Genomic DNA, 23,562 nt, shown 5'->3' with positions numbered 1-23,562 from the left:
ATCACCTCATTTTATTTTTATAAAGACGCTGGCACACGATCTATATTTTCGAGCATAATGCCTGTACCAATAGCTACACAATCCATAGGTCTTTCAGCAATGAAGACAGGTACTTTTAATTCTTCAATTAATAGTTGATCCATACCATGTAAAAGTGCTCCGCCACCAGTAATAATAACACCGCGATCAATAATATCAGCCGAAAGCTCAGGTGGTGTTTTTTCTAAAACATTTTTTGCAGATTGAACGATCATTGCTACAGATTCGTGTAATGCACGTTCGATCTCTTCAGAATGAATAGAAATTGTCCTTGGTAAACCTGTCACCATGTCACGACCTCGGATATCCATTGTATCATTACGACTACCTTTGAAAACTGTTCCGATTGTCATTTTGATGGCTTCTGCTGTGCGTTCACCAATTAGCAATTTATATTCTTTTTTAATATATTGTAAAATATCGTTATCAAACACATCTCCTGCTACTTTAATGGATTCACTTGTGACAATATCACCCATTGAAAGAACGGCAATATCTGTTGTTCCACCGCCGATATCAACTACCATATTCCCGCTTGGTTGGAAGATATCCATGCCTGCACCAATCGCTGCTACTTTTGGCTCTTCCTCTAAATATACTTTTTTACCGCCTGATTTCTCTGCCGCTTCACGAATTGCCTTTTGCTCAACACTTGTAATATTCGTTGGACAACAAATTAGAATACGTGGCTTTGCTAAAAATCCTTTGACATTTAATTTATTGATGAAATGTCTTAACATCGCTTCAGTCACATCAAAATCTGCAATGACTCCATCTCTAAGCGGGCGAATTGCTGTAATATTACCTGGCGTTCTCCCTACCATTTGGCGAGCCTCTTCCCCTACCGCTAATACTTTATTTGTCTTTTTATCAATAGCCACTACAGATGGTTCATTAAGGACGATCCCCTTACCTTTAACGTGGATTAATACGTTCGCAGTACCTAAGTCAATGCCGATATCTTTCGAAAACATTTTATAATTTCTCCTTCCCGCCAGTTCCAACTACATAACGTTCATTTTATCTCTTTATCTAGAATATTTTATCATATTCTATTGGTAATTTCACCCTGAATTTAATGATAAAGACTGTTTTCTTTTCACGTTCTGGACGGCAATAACATAGTATTACTTTACCTTAAACAAACTTATTTTATGCCTGTTCACACAACAAAAAAGAACGAATCAATCTTGACTCGCCCTTTCTTTCCACTTGTTTTTCGTTGCTTCTCCTCCGCGAATATGACGTACGGCCTTATGGTAGGCGAGTATTTCTTTCACTTGGTCAGCTAATCCTTCATGAATTGTTGGTAATCGCTCTGTTAAATCTTTGTGCACCGTACTTTTTGAATAACCAGTCATTTTCGCGAGGACTCGCACAGTCTCACGCGTCTCAATCAGTAATTCACCGAGGCGTATGCAGCGCTTCCGAATGTGCTCATGCACGTTCTTCGTCCTTTCCACACAATTTCACAAAATGCTTTGGCAATCAGATGCACATTTGCGCATTTCTTCACCTTATGTGAGGACAAAGCTATTCAGAACACGTTTTGCATTTTCCTAATAAAATGCTGATTTTTTATGCGTTACTAGCTTTTAGAATTAAAAAGCTAGTAATTTTTTCGGATTAATATATTTTCCGTCTTCAACTACTTCGAAATGCATGTGGACGCCAGCCGCTTGATTCCACTCGTTATCAGTCGCTTTTCCTAAAGCTTGACCTTGAGTAACCTCATCGCCTTCTTTTACAGCGATATCTTTTACAGAGCTATAATGTGTTTGCATGCCATTTGGATGCTCGATGACAATTTTATTGCCTGTAAATGCGTCTAGTTTTACTTCTAGTACTTTACCAGTCATAGCAGCTAGTACTTCAAATTCTTCACCATTCATAGCAATAGAGATACCAGAAGACGTTGTAAATGTTTGATTAAATACCATTAGTGCATTTTCACGAGACTCTTCATTCGCTTCTAGCTCATAGAACTCTTGTAAGATTTGTACTTTACTAAGGCTCTCTTCTTTGAATGGATACATCATGTTTTCAGTACGTGCATTTGTTTCTACAACAGGACCTGAATCAACTTCTGCTAAATCTGGTAACGGTGCCTCTTCTACTTTAGATACGAGACTATTGTAACCAAATAACAATCCTGCTAGAACTAGTGCACCACCTGTGTAAACTACTGGCCAAAACCATGGTTTCTTTTGTAACTGACCATTTTCCTTTTGATTTGGATTCTGGTTTTGAGAAGCTTTATTATTTTTATCCTCTCTCATTTTCATCACCTCTAGTTGCAGTGTGAACAACTAGAAGTTATTTTAAACATGCATCTATTTTTTTTATTTCAATATCTTGATAATAATAGTGTAAAATTTCAGCAGCAGTTTTCCCTTCATTTGCCATAGCCTCTGCTCCATATTGACTCATTCCTACTCCATGACCATATCCTTTAGTTTTTACATGAACCTTTCTAGTATTACCATTATAAACAATTGAAAAGTCAGTGGATGGTATTCCAAGAAACGTTCGAACCTCTCTCCCTGTCCAAACATTATTCCCTAACTGTAGACGCTCCACACGCCCTGAGTCATTGTAAAATAGCTGTATACGATTAAAATCACTAGCTTGCCATTGTATTGGCCATAATTTATTCCATTGGGCTAGCGACCACTCTTGCTCTGCCTCGAATTTCGGAGAGGTTTGATCTGAAACACTTGCAACACTTTGCAAATATGGAATATTATTTCCACTATAGCCATAGGCACTTTCTGTTTGTCCATTACTTGTTGAATGAAACATAGCTGTAATTAAATCATTATTATAAAGAAGAACTTGTCCTTTCGTTTCATTGATGGCTTCGACAATTTTCTTTTCATTTCCCAGGAAATTGCTAGCCCAATTCGCTTTTCTTTGACTCTCATCATAGAAAACTTGCTTTGCTACAGTCGGTGCGATTGCTTTTTTACCGTAATTTGTCGTTTTTAATGCATAAGTACGTGCTGCAATTGCCTGTGCCTTCAATGCCTCCTTTTTAAAAGAAACAGGCATTTCTGCCGCTACTACCCCGGTTATATACGTCTCTAAAGGGATTTTTTCCTTTTGTCCCTCCACTTCTATAAATAGTTCACAAGCTTTTTCATCCGCTGTTGGAGGTTGCACTTCCTCCCGTCTTTCGCTTAATCCTAAAACAGGAAGCACATATAACGCTCCCAATAAACAAAGGACACCTATACTAATCATCCATTTTTTCATAAGGAATAATATGCTTGATACTATTTAGTTATGAGAAATAAAAAACCCTCTGCTACTGTAAGCAAAGGGTTTTAACATCATATTAGTTTGTAGGTAATTCAACAGAAATGTCTTCAGTTGTCACAACTTCTTCATCCGTAATACGTTCAATATTTGCCCCAAGTGAAGCCAATTTACCATGGAAATCAACATATCCACGATCTAAATGGTGAAGCTTTGTAACACGTGTAATTCCTTCTGATACTAAACCTGCTAAAATCAGTGCAGCCGCAGCTCGTAAATCCGTTGCCATTACTTCAGCACCCTGAAGCTGTACTGGCCCCTCAATAAACACAGAGCGTCCTTCTATTTTAGCACCCGCATTCATGCGACGGAACTCCTCCACATGCATAAAACGATTTTCAAATACTGTCTCTGTAATGATACTCGTACCTTCTGCAGTCAACATTAACGCCATCATTTGTGATTGCATATCTGTCGGGAAGCCTGGATGTGGCATTGTTTTAATATCCACAGCTTTTAATGTCTGAGGAACACGTACACGAATACCTTCATCCAATTCTATAATTTCTACGCCCATTTCGCGCATCTTCGCAATCAAAGCTGTCATATGCTCAGGAACTGCGTTTTCGATGACCACATCCCCCTTAGTAATAGCTGCTGCTACCATAAATGTACCAGCCTCAATGCGGTCGGGAATAATATGATGCTCTACTCCATATAATGTATCGACTCCTTCGATACGAATCGTATTTGTACCAGCACCAATTACACGACCACCCATACTATTAATGAAGTTAGCAAGGTCAACGATTTCAGGCTCCTTTGCAGCATTTTCAATCACAGTTGTCCCTTCTGCTAGAGATGCTGCTGTCATAATATTTTCAGTTGCCCCAACACTTGGGAAGTCTAAATATACATTTGCTCCTTTTAAACGACCCTCAGTCTTTGCCTCTACATAGCCATGACCAAATGAAATCTTCGCCCCCATTGCTTCGAAACCTTTTAAGTGTAATTCAATTGGGCGAGAACCGATTGCACATCCTCCTGGTAACGCAACACGAGCATAGCCATTACGCGCAAGCAATGATCCCATTACTAAAATAGATGCACGCATTTTACTAACAAACTCAAATTGTGCTTCACTAGAAAGTTCTTTTGTTGCATCTATATATACGGCATTATCTTCAGGTATATATGTAACTGCTGCGTTTAAACTTTTAAGTACTTCGTTTATTGTAAAGACGTCTGCTAAGTTAGGGACTTCTTTAATTACATTTTCTCCCTTTGAAGCAAGTAAAGCTGCTGCCAGGATTGGTAACACTGCATTTTTTGCGCCCTCTACACGTACTTTTCCCTGTAGTTTTTGGCCGCCAGTCACTATTATTTTATCCACCCTATGTCCCTCCGAATTCAATCTATTAACCTACCGAATTTTTATTTTAATAAAGAAGTATAATGTCATAATCAGTAAACAAACAACTCTATAGTACAACTTTTTTAACGCCCATTCAAGCGTCCAAATCACTATTTTAAGGCATTATTAGATATTTTGCTATTTATTTATTGTACGCTATCAAATTTTTTTTGTGAATGACCAATAACCAGTTCGCTTCTAATACATACCCAAAGATGTATGAACAAAAAACAACTTTTAGAAGTTTTTTTATACATAGTTCAAAGGGCCACATAAATGTTATTATAAAGTCCTTTGAAGTATGTAGTGCTGAGGTGTAAGATTCGAATTGATATTGTCGAGGCTTTAAAATAAGTATGGAAGTTTTCCAGACCAGTTAGATATTTGTAGAAAGAAATTGGATACAGCAGAACCAATTGTAATACTCAATAAAATATAAATAAGTTGAATCTGAAATACTCTATTCTTCTTGAATAATTTTTCTGTCATAAAAGCCTGTAATGCGTAAAATGTAATAGCTATAAAAAACAAATGAGATAATATACCCAATAAAGCTTCTTGTCCTATTGCTTCATAAAGCTCCATTTTTCCCCCTCCAACTGTCCTTTAATTTAAGCACTTTAAAAAACGGGCAGATGCTATATCTGCCCGTTAAAAATGAATTAGATATTACCCTCATGAACGTTGATACGATTCAACGCACGTTTTAATGCTAGGTCAGCACGTTTGAAATCAATGTTGTCTTGTTTACCTTGAAGACGTCCTTCAGCACGTTTAACGGCTTCTTTTGCACGTTGAACATCAATATTTACAGCAACTTCAGCAGAAGGCGCTAAAATAGAGATCTTTTCTGGACGAACTTCAATGAAACCACCGCTAACAGCAACAATGTCAGTAGAACCGTCTGCTTTTTTCAGCTTCACTGCACCAATTGCAAGTGGAGCAACCATTGGAATATGGCCTGCAAGAACACCGATTTCTCCTGAAGTTGTTTTAGCGATTACCATTGATACTTCAGAATCGTATACCGGGCCGTCGGGAGTGACAATATTGACTAGAACTGTCTTCATATTTTTTCCTCCTCGTCCCTAGTATTAAACCTCTACGCCCATGCTTTTCGCTTTTTCAACTACTTCATCAATTGAACCAACTAGACGGAAAGCATCTTCTGGTAGGTGATCCCATTTGCCATCAAGGATTTCCTTGAATGAACGAACAGTTTCTTTTACAGGTACATAAGAACCTTTTTGACCAGTGAATTGTTCCGCTACGTGGAAGTTTTGTGATAAGAAGAATTGAATACGACGAGCACGTTCTACTGTTTGTTTATCTTCATCAGATAACTCATCCATACCTAAAATTGCAATGATATCTTGTAATTCACGGTAACGTTGGATTGTACGTTGTACACCAGTAGCAATTGCATAGTGCTCAGCGCCTACGATTTCAGGTGATAATGCACGTGAAGTCGAAGCTAATGGGTCAACCGCAGGGTAGATACCCATTTCTGATAATTTACGCTCAAGGTTAGTAGTTGCATCTAAGTGGGCGAAAGTTGTAGCTGGAGCCGGGTCAGTATAGTCATCGGCTGGTACATAGATCGCTTGGATAGAAGTTACAGATCCTTTGTTCGTAGATGTAATACGCTCTTGTAATTTACCCATTTCTGTAGCAAGTGTTGGTTGGTAACCTACCGCTGAAGGCATACGACCTAATAGGGCAGAAACCTCAGAACCTGCTTGCGTGAAACGGAAGATATTGTCGATGAATAAAAGTACGTCAGCACCTTGCTCATCACGGAAGTATTCTGCCATTGTAAGACCAGTTAAAGCTACACGCATACGTGCACCTGGTGGCTCGTTCATTTGACCGAATACCATCGCTGTTTGCTTGATAACGCCTGAATCGCTCATCTCGAAGAATAAGTCGTTCCCTTCACGAGTACGCTCACCTACACCAGCGAATACAGAGATACCAGAGTGCTCTTGTGCGATGTTATTGATTAATTCTTGGATTAATACTGTTTTACCTACGCCGGCACCACCGAAGAGACCGATTTTACCACCTTTGATATATGGTGCTAATAAGTCTACTACTTTGATACCTGTTTCAAGAATTTCAACTGTAGTTGAAAGTTCTTCGAATGTTGGTGCTTCGCGGTGAATTGAATCACGACGAGCGTCAGCTGGAATCTCTTCACCTAAGTCGATTACTTCACCTAGTACGTTGAATACACGACCTAAAGTAACTTCACCAACTGGTACTGAGATAGCTTTTCCTGAGTCTGTTACTTCTGCTCCACGTTGTAAGCCATCAGTAGATGACATTGCAATTGTACGAACAGAATCATCACCTAAATGAAGCGCAACTTCTAATGCAAGAATTGTTGGTTCTTCATTAGGACGTTCAATCTTAACTGTTAGTGAGTTATAGATTGCTGGTAATTGGCCATTGTCAAATTTTACGTCAACAACTGGACCCATTACTTGAATAACATGTCCTTTATTCATTACTGTGTATCCTCCTATCGTATTCTTATACGACATTGGGAAGCTGGCCTATTCTAAGGCTGCAGCTCCACCAACGATTTCTGTAATTTCTTGTGTAATCGCCGCTTGACGCGCACGGTTATATTGCAATGAAAGGTCTGAAATAAGATCAGATGCGTTATCAGTTGCATTTTTCATAGCCGTCATACGAGAAGCATGTTCACTTGCTTTTCCATCTAATAATGCGCCATAAACTAAGCTTTCCGCGTATTGTGGAAGTAACACTTCAAGAATTGCTTCACCAGATGGCTCAAATTCGTAAGAAGCATTGCTGCTAGCAGGTGCAAGATCTGTTAATGGAAGAAGTTTTTTCTCTGTCACTTCGTTAGCAATCGCGCTGACAAAGTGATTATAGTACATATAAAGTTGATCATACGTACCGTCAATGAACATACCAACAGCATTACGAGCGATTTCTTTAATATCAGCAAATGTAGGTTGGTCCGGAAGACCGACAACATCACTGATGACATTATGATCACGTTTCACAAAGTAGTCACGTACAACACGACCTATTGCTAAAATCACGTATTCGTCTTTAGATTTATGACGCTCGTCAATTGTACGTTGTACTTGACGTAGGATACTTGAGTTGTAAGCACCTGCAAGACCACGGTCAGAACCAATGACTAAGTAAGCTGTTTTCTTAACAGGACGAGCAGTTAACATTGGGTGTCCACTGTCTTTTGTTCCTGAAGCGATCGCGCCTACTACGTCCTGAATTTTTTCCATGTAAGGAACGTACGCTTTAGCGTTTTGCTCTGCACGACGTAACTTAGAAGAAGAAACCATCTGCATCGCTTTCGTAATTTGCTTCGTACTCTTTGTAGAATTAATACGACCTTTTATTTCGCGTAAGTTTACCACTGGTATTTCACCACCTTTTGTTTTTTAATCAAGTGACTAGCTCGAACTTATTCTGATTTAGCGAAAGTTTTTTTGAACTCCGTTAAAGCTGCTACGTAATCCGCATCTGGAGCAAGCTCTTTTGTAGTACGAACGTGATCTAAAACGTTTGTGTGGTTTGAATCTAACCAGCTTAAGAATTCACTTTCAAAGCGAACGATATCTTGTACTGGAATATCATCTAAGTGACCTTTAGTTAATGCATAAAGGATTGCAACTTGCTTTTCAACTTTAAGTGGTTTGTTTAGGTCTTGTTTAAGAACTTCAACCGTACGTTTACCACGCTCAAGTTTAGCTAGTGTAATTTTATCTAAATCTGAACCAAATTGAGCAAATGATTCAAGCTCACGGAATGCAGCTAAGTCAAGACGTAGTGTACCCGCAACTTTTTTCATCGCTTTAATTTGAGCAGATCCACCTACACGTGATACAGAAAGGCCGGCGTTAATCGCTGGACGTACACCTGAGTTGAATAAGTCAGATTGTAAGAATATTTGACCATCAGTAATTGAGATAACGTTAGTTGGGATGTATGCAGAGATATCCCCAGCTTGTGTCTCAACGAATGGAAGTGCTGTAATAGAACCATTTTGATATGTTTCATTTAACTTCGCAGCACGTTCAAGTAAGCGGCTGTGTAAGTAGAAAACGTCACCAGGGTAAGCTTCACGACCTGGAGGACGGCGTAGAAGAAGTGAAAGTTCACGGTAAGCTGATGCTTGTTTAGAAAGATCATCATACACGATTAATACGTGCTTACCTTGTAACATGAATTCTTCTGCCATAGAAACACCAGCAAATGGTGCTAAGAATAGTAATGGAGCTGGTTGAGATGCAGCAGCAGTTACTACGATTGTATAATCTAATGCACCATGCTTACGGAAAGTTTCAACTACACCACGTACAGTTGATTCTTTTTGACCGATTGCAACATAGATACAAATCATATTTTCGCCATCTTGGTTTAAGATTGTATCGATTGCTACAGATGTTTTACCTACTTGACGGTCACCGATGATTAACTCACGTTGACCACGACCAATTGGTACTAAAGCGTCAATTGCTTTGATACCAGTTTGTAATGGTTCATGTACTGATTTACGAGCCATTACACCGAAAGCAGGACTTTCGATTGGACGAGATTTAGTTGTGTTGATTGGACCTTGTCCATCCACTGGTTGACCAAGTGGGTTTACAACACGGCCAATTAGTTCTTCACCAACTGGTACTTCCATGATACGACCTGTACGACGAACTTCATCGCCTTCTTTGATGTCTGTGTATGGACCTAAGATTACGATACCAACGTTACCTTCTTCTAGGTTTTGAGCCATACCCATAACACCATTAGAGAACTCAAGAAGTTCTCCAGCCATGGCGTTGTCGAGGCCATGAGCAAGAGCGATACCGTCACCAATACGGATAACTGTACCAACTTCGCTTACTTTAAGTTCAGATTCATAATTCTCAATCTGTTGTTTAATCAGACTGCTGATTTCTTCAGCCTTGATGCCCATGTATGTCACCTCTCACATTTCTAAATTATTAACCGATTAATTCACGTTTTAGGCGCTCAAGTTTGTTCGCTACTGAGCTATCGTAAATATGATTACCGATTTGAACACGAATACCACCAAGTAGTGATGGATCAATTTCGTTTGTAATGTTTAATGATTGTTTCCCTACAAGCTTCGCAAATGTTGTAGAAATATTAGCGCTTTCTTCAGCAGAAAGTGCACGAGTAGAGAATACTGTTGCATCTGCAGTACCTTGTGCCTTTGCAGCAAGCTCAGCATATGCATTCGCAATAAGCTTCACTTCGTTTACACGTTTTTTCTCAACTAATAGTTGAACTGTGCGTAAAACCTCTGGAGTTGCACCTGCAAAGATTTCAGCTACCATTTGTTTCTTACGTTCGATAGAGAACTTTGGAGCATTTAAAAGCGTTAATAAATCCGGAGATTCTTTAACAATCTTTGTTAACTCGTTTAAGTCTGCTCCAACCTCAGCAAGAATATTTTTTTGTTGCGCTAATTCAAAAAGCGCTTGAGCGTAACGTTTTGCTACAGCTGAATTACTCATCGAGCTTCCCCTGCCTTCGCAATCGTCTCTTCAATTAGAGCACGGTTGTCTGCCTCAGAAATCTCTTTGCTAAGGACTTTAGATGCTGCAAGTACAGATAATGAAACGACTTCATCACGTACAGCTGCAATAGCTTTTTCTTTTTCAGACTCAATTTCACGTAAAGCCGATTCTTTCAAGCGGTTTGCTTCGTTACGAGCTGCAGTAAGAATTTCATCTTTTTGTAGTTCGCCTTGCTTCTTAGCGCCTTCAACAATCGATTGTGCTTCCGTACGAGCTTCTTTAAGAAGGCTCTTTTGTTCTTCTAAAAATTGGTGCGAATCTTTACGCGCTTTTTCAGCTGCTTCGATCTCACTCGCTACTAACTCTTCACGTTGTTGCATGATGCCCATAAGTGGACCCCAAGCGACTTTCTTAAGTAAGAACATTAATACTAAAAAGATAACTAATGTTGCGATGATGTCTCCGCTGTTGAACTGACCAGCGCCAGCACCTAGTACAAGATTATCTAAAAACACGATTGTTTCACTCCCTTCAAGAGCTTTAACTTCAACATAATTTATGGACTTAAAAAACTACCTATTTTAAAAAGCTATATTTACACATAGCTTTTATCCGTTCCAAAATGAAGGGCGAAGTTTCATCTGGAGAATCCTGCTTCGCCACTAGTAAAATTCAGTGTTCAACTGAATTATTTGTTCATTACGATGAATGCTACTACTACTGCGATGATCGGTAGGGCTTCAACTAATGCAACCCCGATGAACATTGTAGTTTGAAGAACGCCACGAGCTTCTGGTTGACGAGCGATACCTTCTACTGTTTTTGATACGATAAGACCGTTACCGATACCTGCACCAAGTGCACCTAAACCGATTGCGATTGCTGCTGCTAATAAACCTAATGAACCTGTCATTTGAAAATTTCCTCCTTGGAATTGTTTGTTTTTTTGTGGTTCAAGCATATGATATATGCTTTATATTAATGGTCATCGCTCACTTTATGAGCCATGTAAACCATTGTTAACATTGTGAAGATAAAGGCTTGGATAAAGCCGATGAAAATTGAGAAACCTTGCCATGCCATCATTGGAACGATTGCTCCGATGAATCCCACAGCACCTGATGATGCTAAACCGGCTAATAAGCCAAGTAAAATCTCACCCGCGTAAATGTTACCGTAAAGACGTAAACCTAACGTTAATGTATTTGCAAATTCCTCTACTATTTTAAGTGGGAACATGAAAGACATTGGTTTAAAGAATGTACCAGCATAATGGCCTGTACCCTTCATTTTTACACCATAGAAATGCGATAAAACTAAAATCATCGTTGCTAACGTCATCGTTACAGTTGGGTCAGCTGTTGGTGATTTCCACCATAGTTCATGACCATAAGCGATTGAGAATGGAAGACCTAATAAGTTAGATACTGCGATAAACATAATTAGCGTAATACCTAGAATGTGGAATCGACCACCAGTTTTCCAGTCCATGTTGCTTTTGATGATATTCTTAACGAAGTCCATAATCCATTCCATGAAGTTTTGCATACCAGTTGGTTTTAGTTTTAAGCTTCTAGTTGAAATAAAGGCAATTAAAAATACGATAATTGCAGCAACTAGTAACATCATAACTGTCGATAAATTAAAAGTTAAAAAACCGACTTCTAGTAACGGAGCTTCATGAGTCATTGTTATTTTTCACCTCTCTTTCTAATTTAAAGCACATTAGCGGTTCCTTACATGTGACACAATTCTCTCGACAAAGAGAAAAACGTACGGAATCATTAGCCCTATGACCGTGCTAATTAAGTGAAAATAGTTTGGCAACGAAATGGCTATTGCGACTGCCGCAACACCTGATCCAAAGCGAAGTGCTGTACCAAGTGAGCCTATTTTCTTCCCTTCACTAATGGACCTGTCAAACTTCTCCATACGGCGAACTAGAATCCAAAAATTATACGTACCAAAGAATGCACCGACTGCGATGCCCGCAAATACAGTTTGAAAGGAAGTGAATCCCCAGCCTAATGCGCAGAGTGCAAGCAAAAAAAATAACGCCCTCTTCTGCACAGCAAAAATGTGATGCAAATCTAGCATTGGTTGTAATCTCCTGAATCAAATTTTCGAGTATTGAAAGCGTTTGCTGACCACCATGTGAAATCAGAAAAGAGCAGTGAAAGGCACTACTCACAGCGGAATAGTAATGGGAGAGTCATTTCAATTACAGGTGTAAATACCCAAAAAATAACTTACACCCCTTACCAACTCGGTAAAAACCGAAACGCACAAAACGTTGCAAATCGACAGTTTTATTTTGAACTGTCAATTTAGTAGAAAGTTGATATAACAAGTGTTTCAACGTCCTAATAATGACTGAAACCCTTATCATTCTTACCCTTTGTAAGCATACAATAGGTGATATTTGAAGTCAATTGGTAATAGAGAAAAACTTCACAACCTATATACTCTTGTCAAATTGTTGACAAATTTGTGTATGAAATTTCATAGTTTCAAATGTTCTCATTTTCTTGACTCATAGAAAAAGCTAATTTACGACATAATTATGTTCATAAATTAGCTTACCCAACTCAATAGGTACATTAGACTTATTTTTTCGAATTAAATATAGTACATTACTTAGTTTTTTGTAAAAAACCTAGCAATGCCTCTACAATTCGTTTAGATGCATGTCCATCACCATATGGATTTGATGCTTGTGCCATCGCCTCATAAGCCTTTTTATCTGTTAACAATTCTTTAGCTAAGGCGTAAATTGTATCTTCTTCAGTTCCTGCTAGCTTTAGTGTTCCAGCTGCAATTCCTTCAGGGCGCTCTGTTGTGTCTCTAAGGACAAGAACTGGCTTCCCTAATGATGGTGCCTCTTCTTGGACGCCACCTGAGTCCGTTAAAATCATGTAAGAGCTCGCGGCGAAGTTATGGAAGTCAAATACTTCAAGAGGCTCTATTAAATGTACTCGTTCATTGTCACCTAAAATTTCATTTGCGATTTCTCTTACAGCAGGATTCATATGGACCGGATATACCACTTGAACATCATTATGCTCAGCTAAAATTCTAGTGATTGCTTTGAACATATGACGCATTGGCTCACCAAGATTTTCGCGACGATGTGCCGTTAATAAAATCATGCGATCTTCGCCAATTTTGTCTAATACAGGATGCGTGTAATGTTCGCTAACAGTTGTAGCTAATGCATCAATAGCCGTATTACCTGTTACAAATATTGTATCAGCGTTTTTATTTTCATCTAAAAGATTCTTTTTAGATACTTCTGTTGGTGCGAAATGTAAATCAGCCATTACACCTGTTAACTGGCGGTTCATTTCCTCCGGGTATGGTGAATACTTATTCCAAGTTCGCAGTCCTGCTTCAACATGCCCAATTGCGATTTGGTTATAAAACGCCGCCAAGCTTGCAATGAAAGTCGTTGCTGTATCACCGTGTACCAAAACGATATCCGGCTGTGCTTCCTTCATTACTTGATCTAAACCTTGCAATGCGTTTGTCGTCACATCAATTAATGTTTGACGATCTTTCATTATATTTAAATCATAGTTCGGTGTTATTTCAAATGTCTCTAGTACTTGATCTAGCATTTGGCGATGTTGTGCTGTTACTGTTACAATAGATTCTATTTGCTCAGGATACTTTTGTAACTCCAAAACAAGAGGAGCCATTTTAATTGCTTCTGGTCTTGTACCAAAAATCGTCATTACTTTCCATTTTTTCATCAAAACGATCTGCACCGTCCTTTTTGTTATTGTATGAAAAGGACACCACACCAGTTGAAGTCCAACATGAGGAGTACTTACCTAGACATACTATGAAACGCCCTTCTAATTTGAAGGACGCTTTCACAAATTATTAGTTTCCTAAATGAGGAAATTCATAACAACATTTTTATTTTGTGCCGAATAGGCGGTCTCCGGCATCACCTAGACCTGGTACAATATAGCCATGATCGTTTAGCTTCTCATCCAAAGCAGCAATGTAAATATCTACGTCTGAATGTTCTTCTTGAATAGCTTTGACACCCTCTGGTGCAGCAATTAAGCACATGAATTTAATGTTTTTAGCTCCACGTTTTTTCAATGAGTTGATAGCTTCCACTGCTGAACCACCAGTTGCTAACATTGGATCTACAATAATGAAATCACGTTCTTCCACATCTGCTGGAAGCTTTGCATAATATTCAACTGGTTTTAATGTTTCAGGGTCTCGATAAAGACCAATATGGCCAACTTTTGCTGCTGGGATAAGCTTTAGTACGCCATCTACCATACCAATTCCTGCACGTAGGATCGGTACAATCGCTAGCTTTTTACCAGAAAGTACTTTTGTTTTCGCAATCGTTACAGGTGTTTCAATTTCAATTTCTTCCACCGGCATATCACGTGTAATTTCAAATGCCATAAGTGTTGCTACTTCGTCTACTAGCTCACGAAATTCTTTTGTACCTGTATTCTTGTCGCGAATATAAGTTAATTTGTGTTGGATTAGTGGATGATCAAAAACATAGACTTTGCTCAAAGGGATTCTCTCCTAACCGTTCGGATTTCATTTTTATCTCAACTAGTATAACAGAAAAAAGGAGCCGCCTCAAAAATAAATTTAAGGCAACTCCTTTTATTATATTTTCTTTGAACAAAGTAAGTTATTGATCAAGAATGAAATCTAACTGTTCTATTGCCATTGGTTTAAAATAGAAAAATCCTTGTCCAACTGTACAACCTAATGCACGGAGTATTTCAACCTGTTCTTTTGTTTCAATTCCCTCTGCCACAGAAATCATTCCTAAGTTTAATGCCAATTGTATAATCGAGCGTACAATAGCAAGCGTTGCAGGATCCTCTAAGGCATTAATAAAGCTTCGATCAATCTTTAATTCAGTGAATGGTAATTGTTGCAGATAACTCAATGAAGAAAAGCCTGTCCCGAAATCATCCACGGATGTATTGAAACCATAGCTTTTTAATTCTTGAATAATTTTATAGGCAGATTGGAAATCTACTAAACCTATATTTTCTGTTACTTCTAATATAATATTACTTGGATCTATACCATACTTCCGAACGAGCTTTAGCGTATCTTGAACAAAATGTGTATAGTAAAAATGATCTGGTGAAATATTGACTGCTATTTTCACTAATTTCTTTCCTAACTTTTGCCGCTCTGCCAGCCATGAAAGCACAGTTTCTAAAACTAAAACGTCAATTTCTCTAACCTTTCCCGCACTTTCCGCTACTGGAATAAAGATTGCTGGTGACACAAAGCCAAGCTTTGGGGATATCCACCGTGCAAGTGCCTCTATACTTTGAATTTCTCCATTCCGTAAATCTACTTTTGGCTGTAAATGAACTGTAATTTCTTTATTTTTGATTGCTTGTGACAAATGATTTAAAACAGTCATTTGCTGTACAAGAACGTCATTTTTTTCTGTCGTAAAAATCTCAGTATGTGTACCTGGTTTATCGGTAGCAAAGGAGAGCGCATTATCCGCAAACCGAATTGCATCATTAATCTTTATGTCATCGTTAAAGGAAGCAATGCCTGTTTTTAACGTGATGTAGATTTGCTTTCCTCCAATTATAAAGGGCTGCCGAATCGTGTCTTTGATACGCATCTCATAATTATTTAAATTTTCATCGAAAGTCATGGTGGATAGAATAAGACTAGAGCTTGTAAATCTAGCAAGATATTCGTGATCCGCTTGTTTGTCTTGCTCTAATCGTTTGGCGAGCTGCCTTAATAATTCATCGCCAAATTCTCGCCCATACAATTCAACCACTTGATGAAATTCACTTGGCTTTACAATTTTAATATAACCATTTTGTCCACGTTCAACTTCTTTTTCGAGGAAATTCACAAAGCTATGACGATTAGGTAAACCTGTTGTAATGTCAGTATAGGCTAGATCCCATATTTTTCTTTGTGTTCTTGCATACGTAAATGCTAAGGCAACAAGCGCACTAATTTTACGAAACATACTTTTGAAATATGCGGAGTCATTATGTGCTTGCTCATAATATATTGAAAAAAGCCCTATTACTTGCCTCTGTTGATTGCGTATAGGTATAAATAATCCATACTGTTTGTGAGAAGAGGCAGCAAACTGTTTATGTTCATCCGGAACATGGATCTCATTCAGGTTTTCAATGAAAATAGAGGTTTCTGATTGCATAACCTTCGTAAAAAAATCATTATTTTCACAGCATCTCGGTACATCTTTTGATCTACAATTATCTGTAAAAACTTGTAATAGATGGCTCTCTGTTTTGATGAGAACCATACTTGAAGTATTCGGCATAAAAAACTCATCAAGTCCACGACAAATAATATGCATCTTTTGCTCAAAAGAGCTATCTCTCTCTATCGCCTTATACATATCATTTTCTAAACGCATTAAGAAATCTTCTGTATGATAATACGTAACGTCCTTCATAAGGACTAACACATATTGCGTAATATTTGCATCATTTCGAAATGGTAGTGCTTGTATTTCTGCCCAAAATAGGGGTTTATTGATACCTTTATGATGTAGCTTCGCTTGCACCATGATACCGTTATGTATTTTTTCTTTTATCATTTTAATGGTTGTCATCTTTTCATCTGATAGCCATGAAAAATAATTTGTTTTTAGGATTTGTGACCTCGAAGCATTTGTAAGGTTACAAAAAGATTCATTACATTCTACTATAATATGATGATTTGTTGCATCAAAAATTACATAGCTTTCCTTAGAATTATCCCCTAATTTAATAATACTGTTTAATAAAACATCGTTATCTACACCTATCGATTTAGTGACCATCCTACCCCTCCGTCTCTATCACTTCATCCCATTTCCATTGTACATAATATTTAATTAAATTTTCACTTTTATTAAAAAAAACTTCTTTTCTTGGACACTATCCGTCCTCAGCCTACTATAATATATCCCTTTCTACCGATTATATGTAAATTTATTCAAAATAAAGATGGTTATTCTACTTAATTAGAAAAATATGTATTTTGTTGTTTTGAAATAAAAAACTGTGTTTAAAGTGAAATTTCCACTCTAAACACAGTCTATAAATGCTATTAAGCGTATAATGGATGTTTATCTGTTAATGCTTTTACGCGATCTTTTGCGTCCGCTTTAACCACTTCATCTTCAGGGTTTTTAAGAACAGCTGCAATAATTGCACCTACTTCTTTCATATCTTCCTCTTTAAAGCCCCGAGATGTAACGGCTGGTGTACCGATACGAATACCTGAAGTAACAAATGGAGACTCCGTATCGAAAGGAATTGTATTTTTGTTAGTTGTAATACCCACTTCGTCTAATGCATGTTCTGCTACTTTACCTGTTAGACCAAGAGATTTAACGTTTAATAGTAATAAGTGGTTATCTGTACCACCTGATACAATTTCAACGCCCTCTTCAATAAGTACTTCAGCTAAAGCCTTTGCATTTAATTTTATTTGTTTTGCATAGTCTTTAAATTCTGGTTGTAACACTTCGCCAAATGCAACAGCTTTAGCAGCAATGACATGCATTAATGGTCCACCTTGAATTCCTGGGAATACAGATTTGTTTAATTTTTGCTCCCATTCTTTCGAAGCAAGAATTAATCCACCTCGTGGTCCACGTAATGTTTTATGTGTAGTTGATGTAACAAAGTCTGCATATGGAACTGGAGATTGATGTTCGCCAACAGCAACAAGACCAGCAATATGTGCCATATCCACCATGAAGTATGCACCTACTTCATCTGCGATTTCACGGAATTTAGAGAAATCGATTTCACGTGGGTATGCAGAAGCACCCGCAACAATAAGTTTTGGCTTATGCTCTAATGCTTTTTGACGCACATCTTCATAATCGATAACTTGTGTGTCTTTTGTTACACCATATTCCACAAAATTATAAAGAATACCCGAGAAGTTTACAGGAGATCCATGCGTTAAGTGACCACCATGCGAAAGGTTCATACCAAGAACCGTGTCACCTGGTTCTAAAATTGTGTGGTATACAGCCATATTCGCTTGCGCACCAGAGTGTGGTTGCACGTTTGCGTATTCTGCTCCGAAGATCTCTTTCACACGATCACGTGCGATATCTTCAACTACGTCTACATGTTCACAGCCACCATAGTAGCGTTTGCCTGGATAACCTTCTGCGTATTTATTTGTCAGTACAGAACCTTGAGCTTCCATAACTGCTTCAGAAACAAAGTTTTCAGATGCAATCAACTCAATATTTGCTTGTTGACGTTTTTTTTCTGCAAGAATTCCTTCTAATACTGCTTTGTCTTGTACTGCTAATTTTTCATATGCCATGTTAGAAAAAGCCTCCTAGTATCCTCTATTATTTATATACAGCACGTTCCCCGCCAATTAGCTTTGGACGTGTTGTTGCAATCGTCACAACTGCTTCTCCCACCATTTTCACTGATGTGCGAACTGGGACAGCTACTGCTTTCAAATGCATACCAATTAATGTTTGTCCAATATCAATACCTGCATGTGCCTGAATAGTTTCAACAACCACTGGATTAGCAAGACGCGTATAGGCGTATGCGGACATAGAGCCACCCGCAGTACGTACTGGAACTACCGCCACAGGATCATAGCCAAAGCGTTCAGCTGTTGATGCCTCCATCGTAATAGCACGATTAATATGCTCACAGCCTTGAAACGCCAAATGTAGCTGGTGTTTCATTGCAAATTCTTGTAACGGCTCAAAAATCGCTTCTCCTATCTCCAATGCACCTGCTGTGCCAATTTTCTGACCAATCACTTCAGATGTAGAGCAACCTACGACAAAAATAGTATGAGGTCGTAATGTTACCTGCTCTTCAAATTCACTGAGTAACTGAGTCAAATGCGTTCGTATTTGTTTTACAACCATTAAGCTCAGCTCCTTCATCTATATCCATTAAAATCATGCCATATATGACATCCTTGAAGAATGCCATATATGGAATAACAATCATTTATTGCTCAAGTTCAGTAATTTTTTCGATGCGTCGTGTATGACGACCACCTTCAAACTCAGTTTCTAGCCACGTTTGGACAATTTCACGTGCAAGACCTGGGCCAATAACACGTTCACCCATAGCTAAAACATTAGAGTCATTATGGCATCGCGTTGCCTTCGCACTAAATACATCATGTACTAGCGCACAACGAATACCGTTCACCTTATTTGCAGCAATCGACATACCAATTCCCGTGCCACAAATTAAAATGCCTTTATCAAATTCTCCGTTCGCTACACCCTCAGAAACTGGCTTTGCGTAATCCGGATAGTCTACTGAATCCGCAGATTGTGGACCAAAATCTTCGTAGTTAATATGAAGCTCATCTAGTAGCTGCATGATCTCACGACGTAGGTTGTTGCCTCCGTGATCAGAAGAAATTGCTATTCTCACTGGGTTCCCTCTTTTCGAATTATAGTCAACCTTAGTGTACCACTTCTTTCTGAAGAATAACACGATTTTTCTTGTTTTTTTATGCTGATTTCTCCTAAAAGACGAACATTTATTGTTAACTATTTAAAAATCATTCACTTTTAAGTTGTTTTTTCTGTGGATAGTGTGAATATCATGTTAATAAATTCGGATAACGGTCTTTTGTTGTAATATTCTATCTACTAAAGTTTTTTTCACTTTTTATATACAGTGGACAAACTATAGCATTATTTTTTCCAAAAATAAAAAAACTGTCTATAAATCCGATTTTTCATCGCATTTATAAACAGCCTTTAAGGACTAAGCCTGTCGATCAAATTGTTGAATCACTTTATGCAAAGCTTCTGATTGCTTTTTTAAACTTTGTGCTAGGTGCTCTACCTGTTCAATAGCATAGGCTTGCTCTTCAGCCGCACTACGAACTTCTTGTGCACCTGCTGATGTTTCTTCTGCAATTGCAGCCACTTCTTGTGATTGACGTGCAGTTGTCTCAATATTATGCATTTGCTGTTCAATTAGTGAAGATATCTCTACAATCGCTGTTGCCATTTCATGTACATTAGATGACATACCTTCTACAGCTGTCGTTGTTTCTGATACTCGATCTGCTTCCTTCGTTGCAAAGGCTACCTGTTCATTCATTTGTTTAACTACAACCTCAACGTTTTGCTGCATAGACTGGATCAGAGCTGTAATCCCTTGGACAGCTTTTGCACTTTCATCTGCTAAACCACGAACCTCCTCCGCAACTACAGCGAAACCTTTTCCATGTTCTCCTGCACGAGCTGCTTCAATAGATGCATTTAAAGCTAGTAAATTTGTTTGTGCCGCAATATCACCAACTAAGCCTATAATGCGCTCCACTTGTCCAGCATTTTCTTCTAAAGCATGGATGCTTTTTAAGGCCTCATTGTTACCAGTAGCTATTTGTTGAATACTATTAACTAATGTTTCGATTGCGTTTGTTGTTGTCGATAAATTATGTAATATCTCTGTAGATTGTGATGCAGATGCCTCTGCTCTACTATTTACTTCTGTTGCAAGAGCTCGTACATCCTCAATTGCCTCAGCGGTATCTTGTACAGCTGTCGCAGATGCTTCAGCTCCTGCCGAAATATGCTTAACTGTTTTCGCAATACCTTCTGCTTTTCGAGTTGCGACTCCCGCTTCATCTGAGAGCTGAATGATCGATTGGTTGGTCTGTTGGAAATTTTGATCAATACTTTCCACCATTTGACGTAAATTTAGCACCATTTGTTGGAATGCCTCTGCAACCGAACGAATCTCATCGTTTGTTTTAGGCATTTGAACATCCTGTCCAATTTTTCCCTCTGCTACTAGAGTTGCAGAATGCTCAAGTTGTTGTAAAGGTTTAATTAAAATTACGCTAAAAATGGCAGCCAATATGCCTGACCATGTAATTCCTAATGCATAAGTCACCACTTGAAACACTTTTCCATTAATACTTGGGAAGAAGGTCGGTTGTAAATATTCAATAAATATAAAACTGATACTGTAAGTAATTAATGCTAGCACGCTCACAAATAACACCAATTTTAGTCGTAAACCAAATTGTTTTTTCATAGGGCTCCTCAATTCTATTTTAGTTTTTTTATTAATTGATCAACCAATTCATGTAATTCCGCAAATGTTGCTTCGTATATTGCTCTATTACCACCGTAAGGATCTACTACATTCTCCAGGCTGCCTTTATTCGTATACTCTTTCAATGTAAATACTTTATGATCAGTTCCTGGGAAACTTGAAATGACAGTGTCTTTGTGAGCGGTAGTCATCGTAAGGACTAAATCTGCCCAGTCCATTTCTACCATGGATAATTGTGTTGCAGAATGCTGATGAGACATTCCGGCATCATTTAACACTTGTTGCGCATGTGCTGACATTTGGGCATTAGGCATAGCATAAATACCTGCAGAACGTACTTCTAAATTGTCTATTTGTTTATGTTTTAATATGACTTCTGCCATTGGACTGCGACAAGTATTGCCTGTACAAACAAATAATATTTTCACACTTATCACTCTCCATTTTTATATGAATTATTGCTGAATAGCTAGGATACTCATGATTATAAAAATAATGCCAGCAACGATTTGAATTTTATTCCCAAAAAAGACTTGGCTCCTACGTGCAATGACTAATGACCCATAGGCGCAAATCAAGGCACTCAAGCCTGCACTCATAATAAAAATTGTTTTTTCTAAGTTTAGCATACCAAAAGAAACACTAACTGAAAAGGTATCTAGGCTTGCAGTCACAGCTAAAAGTACGGGGGAAATTGTAACTTTTTCATCCCGATGAGAGAATAATAGTAAATGCACGCCAATGCAAAATAACAAAATACTCGATATCCACTGTCCCCATTCTAATAGAAAACGAACTAAATAGTTTCCTAATTCAAATCCCAATAAAGGAAAAATCATATGCAACGCAGCCGTCCATAATGATAAAAATAAGCGATATCTAACATTCGGCAGCAATACATATAGACCAATAACATCTACAGACGTTAATATACCTGCAAGAATTCCCTGCAAGAATGCACTCCTTCTCTCCCTAATATTTTATCATTTTATGCTCGAAAATACATTATTATCATATTTGTCCACATAAGATTTTCCTTTTTATTAATATGACCATGCATATAAAAAAAGGACAAAAGACATGTGAATTTTCAATGTCTTTTGTCACTCAACTTTATTTATAATGAATACCATTTTCCTCCAGAGGCTTTTTCAAGTCTATTCATAATAGCTGCCCCAACGCCTTCCGTCGAAGTTGTCGTAGCTAAAATAACGGTAGCTGTTGTTTTATCACATGCTCTGAGTGCATGGTATAACGAAGCACCCATTTCTTCTTTACTTCCCTCTTCACCTATTGAAAAGTAAAAATCAGCTTTAATATGTTGGAAATTTTTAGGTGCAAGAAGTGCTACGGCATGTCCTTGCTGCTGTAATTGTTGAACAGCTTCACTTACTTCCCTGTCATGACAATTGATTAAGTATACCGGCGCATTTGGTGCATAATGTGTATATTTCATGCCTGGAGCCTTTGGTGTCTCTTCTAGTTTCTGCTCTATTTTGGTTGGTTGAATAACCAGGCCAATTTTAGCCTCAAGCATCTCCTTCGTAATGCCACCTGGACGTAAAATTACCGGAGGCTCATGTGTCACATCTAATACTGTGGACTCTAGCCCAATACCTGTGGAACCCCCATCTAAAATATAAGGTATGTACCCTCCCAAATCATCTAAAACATGGATAGCTTCTGTTGGACTCGGCTTACCACTACGATTAGCACTTGGTGCAGCAAGTGGTTTTTGTAGCTGCTGTAATAAGGCAAGCGCTACTGGATGGTCTGGCATCCGGATGCCGACAGTCGATAATCCAGCCGTTACACTTTGAGCCAGGATATTTGGTTTAGCAGGCATCACAAGCGTTAATGGTCCTGGCCAAAATAAATCCATGCATTGTTTGGCTATTTCAGAAATATGTTCTATATAGTTCGTTACTTCCTCTTTTGTACCAACATGGACAATTAAAGGGTTATCTGAAGGGCGGCCCTTCGCTTCAAATATCTTCTTCACTGCCACATCATTTGTTGCAACAGCTCCTAGCCCATAAACCGTTTCTGTCGGAAATGCTACTACCTCTCCCGCATTTAAGATATCCACAGCTTGTGTATAATTAATTTGACTATTCACATTACTGTCCACAACCTTGCAAACGGTTTCCATGATTAAAACCTACCTTCAATTATTGATTCTTACTGAATTATCCACATATTGTTTATAACTTCTTAAAAAATGTGCATA

At 38.2% G+C, this 23,562-nt stretch carries 25 protein-coding genes; all 25 read right to left on the bottom strand.

Annotation, left to right across the window (positions count from 1 at the left end):
* Window positions 1-17: 17 nt before the first annotated feature.
* Window positions 18-1,013: a rod shape-determining protein gene (locus B3D94_RS04955; RefSeq protein ID WP_008180529.1), complete on the bottom strand. Its 996-nt coding sequence runs from the start codon at window positions 1,011-1,013 to the stop codon at window positions 18-20.
* 210 nt (window positions 1,014-1,223) lie between these two features.
* Window positions 1,224-1,484, bottom strand: a complete 261-nt coding sequence (locus B3D94_RS04950; RefSeq protein ID WP_025114760.1) for a sporulation transcriptional regulator SpoIIID — start codon at window positions 1,482-1,484, stop codon at window positions 1,224-1,226.
* A 156-nt stretch (window positions 1,485-1,640) separates the two neighbouring features.
* Window positions 1,641-2,318: a M23 family metallopeptidase gene (locus B3D94_RS04945; protein ID WP_036123068.1), complete on the bottom strand. Its 678-nt coding sequence runs from the start codon at window positions 2,316-2,318 to the stop codon at window positions 1,641-1,643.
* Window positions 2,319-2,355: 37 nt separating this feature from the next.
* The gene (gene spoIID, locus B3D94_RS04940; protein WP_254664216.1) at window positions 2,356-3,240 is read right to left on the bottom strand and encodes a stage II sporulation protein D; all 885 of its coding nucleotides are present in this window, start codon (window positions 3,238-3,240) and stop codon (window positions 2,356-2,358) included.
* A gap of 136 nt (window positions 3,241-3,376) precedes the next feature.
* Window positions 3,377-4,690: a UDP-N-acetylglucosamine 1-carboxyvinyltransferase gene (murA, locus tag B3D94_RS04935; RefSeq protein WP_069480000.1), complete on the bottom strand. Its 1,314-nt coding sequence runs from the start codon at window positions 4,688-4,690 to the stop codon at window positions 3,377-3,379.
* 366 nt (window positions 4,691-5,056) lie between these two features.
* Entirely contained in the window at window positions 5,057-5,296 is a 240-nt protein-coding gene (locus B3D94_RS04930; protein ID WP_008180537.1) for a DUF1146 family protein, read from the bottom strand.
* Window positions 5,297-5,373: 77 nt separating this feature from the next.
* Entirely contained in the window at window positions 5,374-5,781 is a 408-nt protein-coding gene (locus tag B3D94_RS04925; protein WP_025114765.1) for a F0F1 ATP synthase subunit epsilon, read from the bottom strand.
* A gap of 24 nt (window positions 5,782-5,805) precedes the next feature.
* Complete coding sequence (gene atpD, locus B3D94_RS04920) at window positions 5,806-7,221, bottom strand: F0F1 ATP synthase subunit beta (protein WP_025114766.1); 1,416 nt, start codon at window positions 7,219-7,221, stop codon at window positions 5,806-5,808.
* A 48-nt stretch (window positions 7,222-7,269) separates the two neighbouring features.
* Window positions 7,270-8,127, bottom strand: coding sequence for an ATP synthase F1 subunit gamma (gene atpG, locus B3D94_RS04915; RefSeq protein ID WP_008180542.1), 858 nt, complete (start codon window positions 8,125-8,127; stop codon window positions 7,270-7,272).
* Window positions 8,128-8,174: 47 nt separating this feature from the next.
* Window positions 8,175-9,683 (bottom strand): F0F1 ATP synthase subunit alpha, encoded by a 1,509-nt coding sequence (atpA, locus tag B3D94_RS04910; protein ID WP_008180544.1) that lies wholly within the window; start codon window positions 9,681-9,683, stop codon window positions 8,175-8,177.
* 28 nt (window positions 9,684-9,711) lie between these two features.
* A complete protein-coding gene (locus tag B3D94_RS04905; protein WP_193830895.1) occupies window positions 9,712-10,248 on the bottom strand; it encodes a F0F1 ATP synthase subunit delta in 537 nt (178 codons plus the stop codon).
* A complete protein-coding gene (atpF, locus tag B3D94_RS04900) occupies window positions 10,245-10,766 on the bottom strand; it encodes a F0F1 ATP synthase subunit B (protein ID WP_008180548.1) in 522 nt (173 codons plus the stop codon). Before atpF ends, B3D94_RS04905 begins: the two co-directional genes overlap by 4 nt.
* 173 nt (window positions 10,767-10,939) lie before the next feature.
* The gene (gene atpE, locus B3D94_RS04895; protein WP_004269474.1) at window positions 10,940-11,164 is read right to left on the bottom strand and encodes a F0F1 ATP synthase subunit C; all 225 of its coding nucleotides are present in this window, start codon (window positions 11,162-11,164) and stop codon (window positions 10,940-10,942) included.
* 65 nt (window positions 11,165-11,229) lie between these two features.
* Entirely contained in the window at window positions 11,230-11,940 is a 711-nt protein-coding gene (gene atpB, locus B3D94_RS04890; RefSeq protein WP_069479998.1) for a F0F1 ATP synthase subunit A, read from the bottom strand.
* 36 nt (window positions 11,941-11,976) lie between these two features.
* On the bottom strand, window positions 11,977-12,348 hold the full coding sequence (locus tag B3D94_RS04885) for an ATP synthase subunit I (protein WP_008180553.1): 372 nt from the start codon (window positions 12,346-12,348) through the stop codon (window positions 11,977-11,979).
* A gap of 536 nt (window positions 12,349-12,884) precedes the next feature.
* On the bottom strand, window positions 12,885-14,006 hold the full coding sequence (wecB, locus tag B3D94_RS04880; RefSeq protein ID WP_291755297.1) for a non-hydrolyzing UDP-N-acetylglucosamine 2-epimerase: 1,122 nt from the start codon (window positions 14,004-14,006) through the stop codon (window positions 12,885-12,887).
* Between the two features lie 166 nt (window positions 14,007-14,172).
* Window positions 14,173-14,802, bottom strand: a complete 630-nt coding sequence (gene upp, locus B3D94_RS04875; protein ID WP_008180557.1) for a uracil phosphoribosyltransferase — start codon at window positions 14,800-14,802, stop codon at window positions 14,173-14,175.
* Between the two features lie 124 nt (window positions 14,803-14,926).
* On the bottom strand, window positions 14,927-17,083 hold the full coding sequence (locus B3D94_RS04870; protein WP_291755292.1) for an EAL domain-containing protein: 2,157 nt from the start codon (window positions 17,081-17,083) through the stop codon (window positions 14,927-14,929).
* A 269-nt stretch (window positions 17,084-17,352) separates the two neighbouring features.
* Window positions 17,353-18,594: a serine hydroxymethyltransferase gene (gene glyA / locus B3D94_RS04865; RefSeq protein WP_069479995.1), complete on the bottom strand. Its 1,242-nt coding sequence runs from the start codon at window positions 18,592-18,594 to the stop codon at window positions 17,353-17,355.
* A 28-nt stretch (window positions 18,595-18,622) separates the two neighbouring features.
* Complete coding sequence (locus tag B3D94_RS04860) at window positions 18,623-19,165, bottom strand: TIGR01440 family protein (RefSeq protein WP_069479994.1); 543 nt, start codon at window positions 19,163-19,165, stop codon at window positions 18,623-18,625.
* Between the two features lie 85 nt (window positions 19,166-19,250).
* Window positions 19,251-19,688 (bottom strand): ribose 5-phosphate isomerase B, encoded by a 438-nt coding sequence (gene rpiB / locus B3D94_RS04855; protein ID WP_069479993.1) that lies wholly within the window; start codon window positions 19,686-19,688, stop codon window positions 19,251-19,253.
* Between the two features lie 339 nt (window positions 19,689-20,027).
* Window positions 20,028-21,311 (bottom strand): methyl-accepting chemotaxis protein, encoded by a 1,284-nt coding sequence (locus B3D94_RS04850; protein WP_069479992.1) that lies wholly within the window; start codon window positions 21,309-21,311, stop codon window positions 20,028-20,030.
* Window positions 21,312-21,325: 14 nt separating this feature from the next.
* On the bottom strand, window positions 21,326-21,760 hold the full coding sequence (locus B3D94_RS04845; protein WP_291755281.1) for a low molecular weight protein arginine phosphatase: 435 nt from the start codon (window positions 21,758-21,760) through the stop codon (window positions 21,326-21,328).
* A gap of 27 nt (window positions 21,761-21,787) precedes the next feature.
* Window positions 21,788-22,285 carry a manganese efflux pump MntP family protein gene (locus tag B3D94_RS04840; protein ID WP_025114775.1) on the bottom strand — a complete coding sequence of 166 codons (498 nt, stop codon included), beginning with the start codon at window positions 22,283-22,285 and terminating at the stop codon, window positions 21,788-21,790.
* A gap of 164 nt (window positions 22,286-22,449) precedes the next feature.
* The gene (locus B3D94_RS04835; RefSeq protein ID WP_069479990.1) at window positions 22,450-23,484 is read right to left on the bottom strand and encodes an L-threonylcarbamoyladenylate synthase; all 1,035 of its coding nucleotides are present in this window, start codon (window positions 23,482-23,484) and stop codon (window positions 22,450-22,452) included.
* Window positions 23,485-23,562: the final 78 nt, after the last annotated feature.

The sequence above is a fragment of the Lysinibacillus sp. UBA5990 genome, assembly GCF_002429815.1.
Classification (GTDB): Bacteria; Bacillota; Bacilli; order Bacillales_A; family Planococcaceae; genus Lysinibacillus; species Lysinibacillus fusiformis.
Note: the sequence above shows the minus strand (reverse complement) of the source record. Positions and strands in the feature narration are given on the sequence as shown.

Bases quoted from the DNA above. Each gene is read 5' to 3' on its own strand.
- B3D94_RS04955 (WP_008180529.1), bottom strand. From the start codon at position 1,013: ATGTTTTCGAAAGATATCGGCATTGACTTAGGTACTGCGAACGTATTA.
- B3D94_RS04945 (WP_036123068.1), bottom strand. From the start codon at position 2,318: ATGAGAGAGGATAAAAATAATAAAGCTTCTCAAAACCAGAATCCAAAT.
- B3D94_RS04930 (WP_008180537.1), bottom strand. From the start codon at position 5,296: ATGGAGCTTTATGAAGCAATAGGACAAGAAGCTTTATTGGGTATATTA.
- B3D94_RS04925 (WP_025114765.1), bottom strand. From the start codon at position 5,781: ATGAAGACAGTTCTAGTCAATATTGTCACTCCCGACGGCCCGGTATAC.
- atpD (WP_025114766.1), bottom strand. From the start codon at position 7,221: ATGAATAAAGGACATGTTATTCAAGTAATGGGTCCAGTTGTTGACGTA.
- atpA (WP_008180544.1), bottom strand. From the start codon at position 9,683: ATGGGCATCAAGGCTGAAGAAATCAGCAGTCTGATTAAACAACAGATT.
- B3D94_RS04905 (WP_193830895.1), bottom strand. From the start codon at position 10,248: ATGAGTAATTCAGCTGTAGCAAAACGTTACGCTCAAGCGCTTTTTGAA.
- atpE (WP_004269474.1), bottom strand. From the start codon at position 11,164: ATGACAGGTTCATTAGGTTTATTAGCAGCAGCAATCGCAATCGGTTTA.
- atpB (WP_069479998.1), bottom strand. From the start codon at position 11,940: ATGACTCATGAAGCTCCGTTACTAGAAGTCGGTTTTTTAACTTTTAAT.
- B3D94_RS04885 (WP_008180553.1), bottom strand. From the start codon at position 12,348: ATGCTAGATTTGCATCACATTTTTGCTGTGCAGAAGAGGGCGTTATTT.
- B3D94_RS04870 (WP_291755292.1), bottom strand. From the start codon at position 17,083: ATGGTCACTAAATCGATAGGTGTAGATAACGATGTTTTATTAAACAGT.
- glyA (WP_069479995.1), bottom strand. From the start codon at position 18,594: ATGGCATATGAAAAATTAGCAGTACAAGACAAAGCAGTATTAGAAGGA.
- B3D94_RS04860 (WP_069479994.1), bottom strand. From the start codon at position 19,165: ATGGTTGTAAAACAAATACGAACGCATTTGACTCAGTTACTCAGTGAA.
- B3D94_RS04850 (WP_069479992.1), bottom strand. From the start codon at position 21,311: ATGAAAAAACAATTTGGTTTACGACTAAAATTGGTGTTATTTGTGAGC.
- B3D94_RS04835 (WP_069479990.1), bottom strand. From the start codon at position 23,484: ATGGAAACCGTTTGCAAGGTTGTGGACAGTAATGTGAATAGTCAAATT.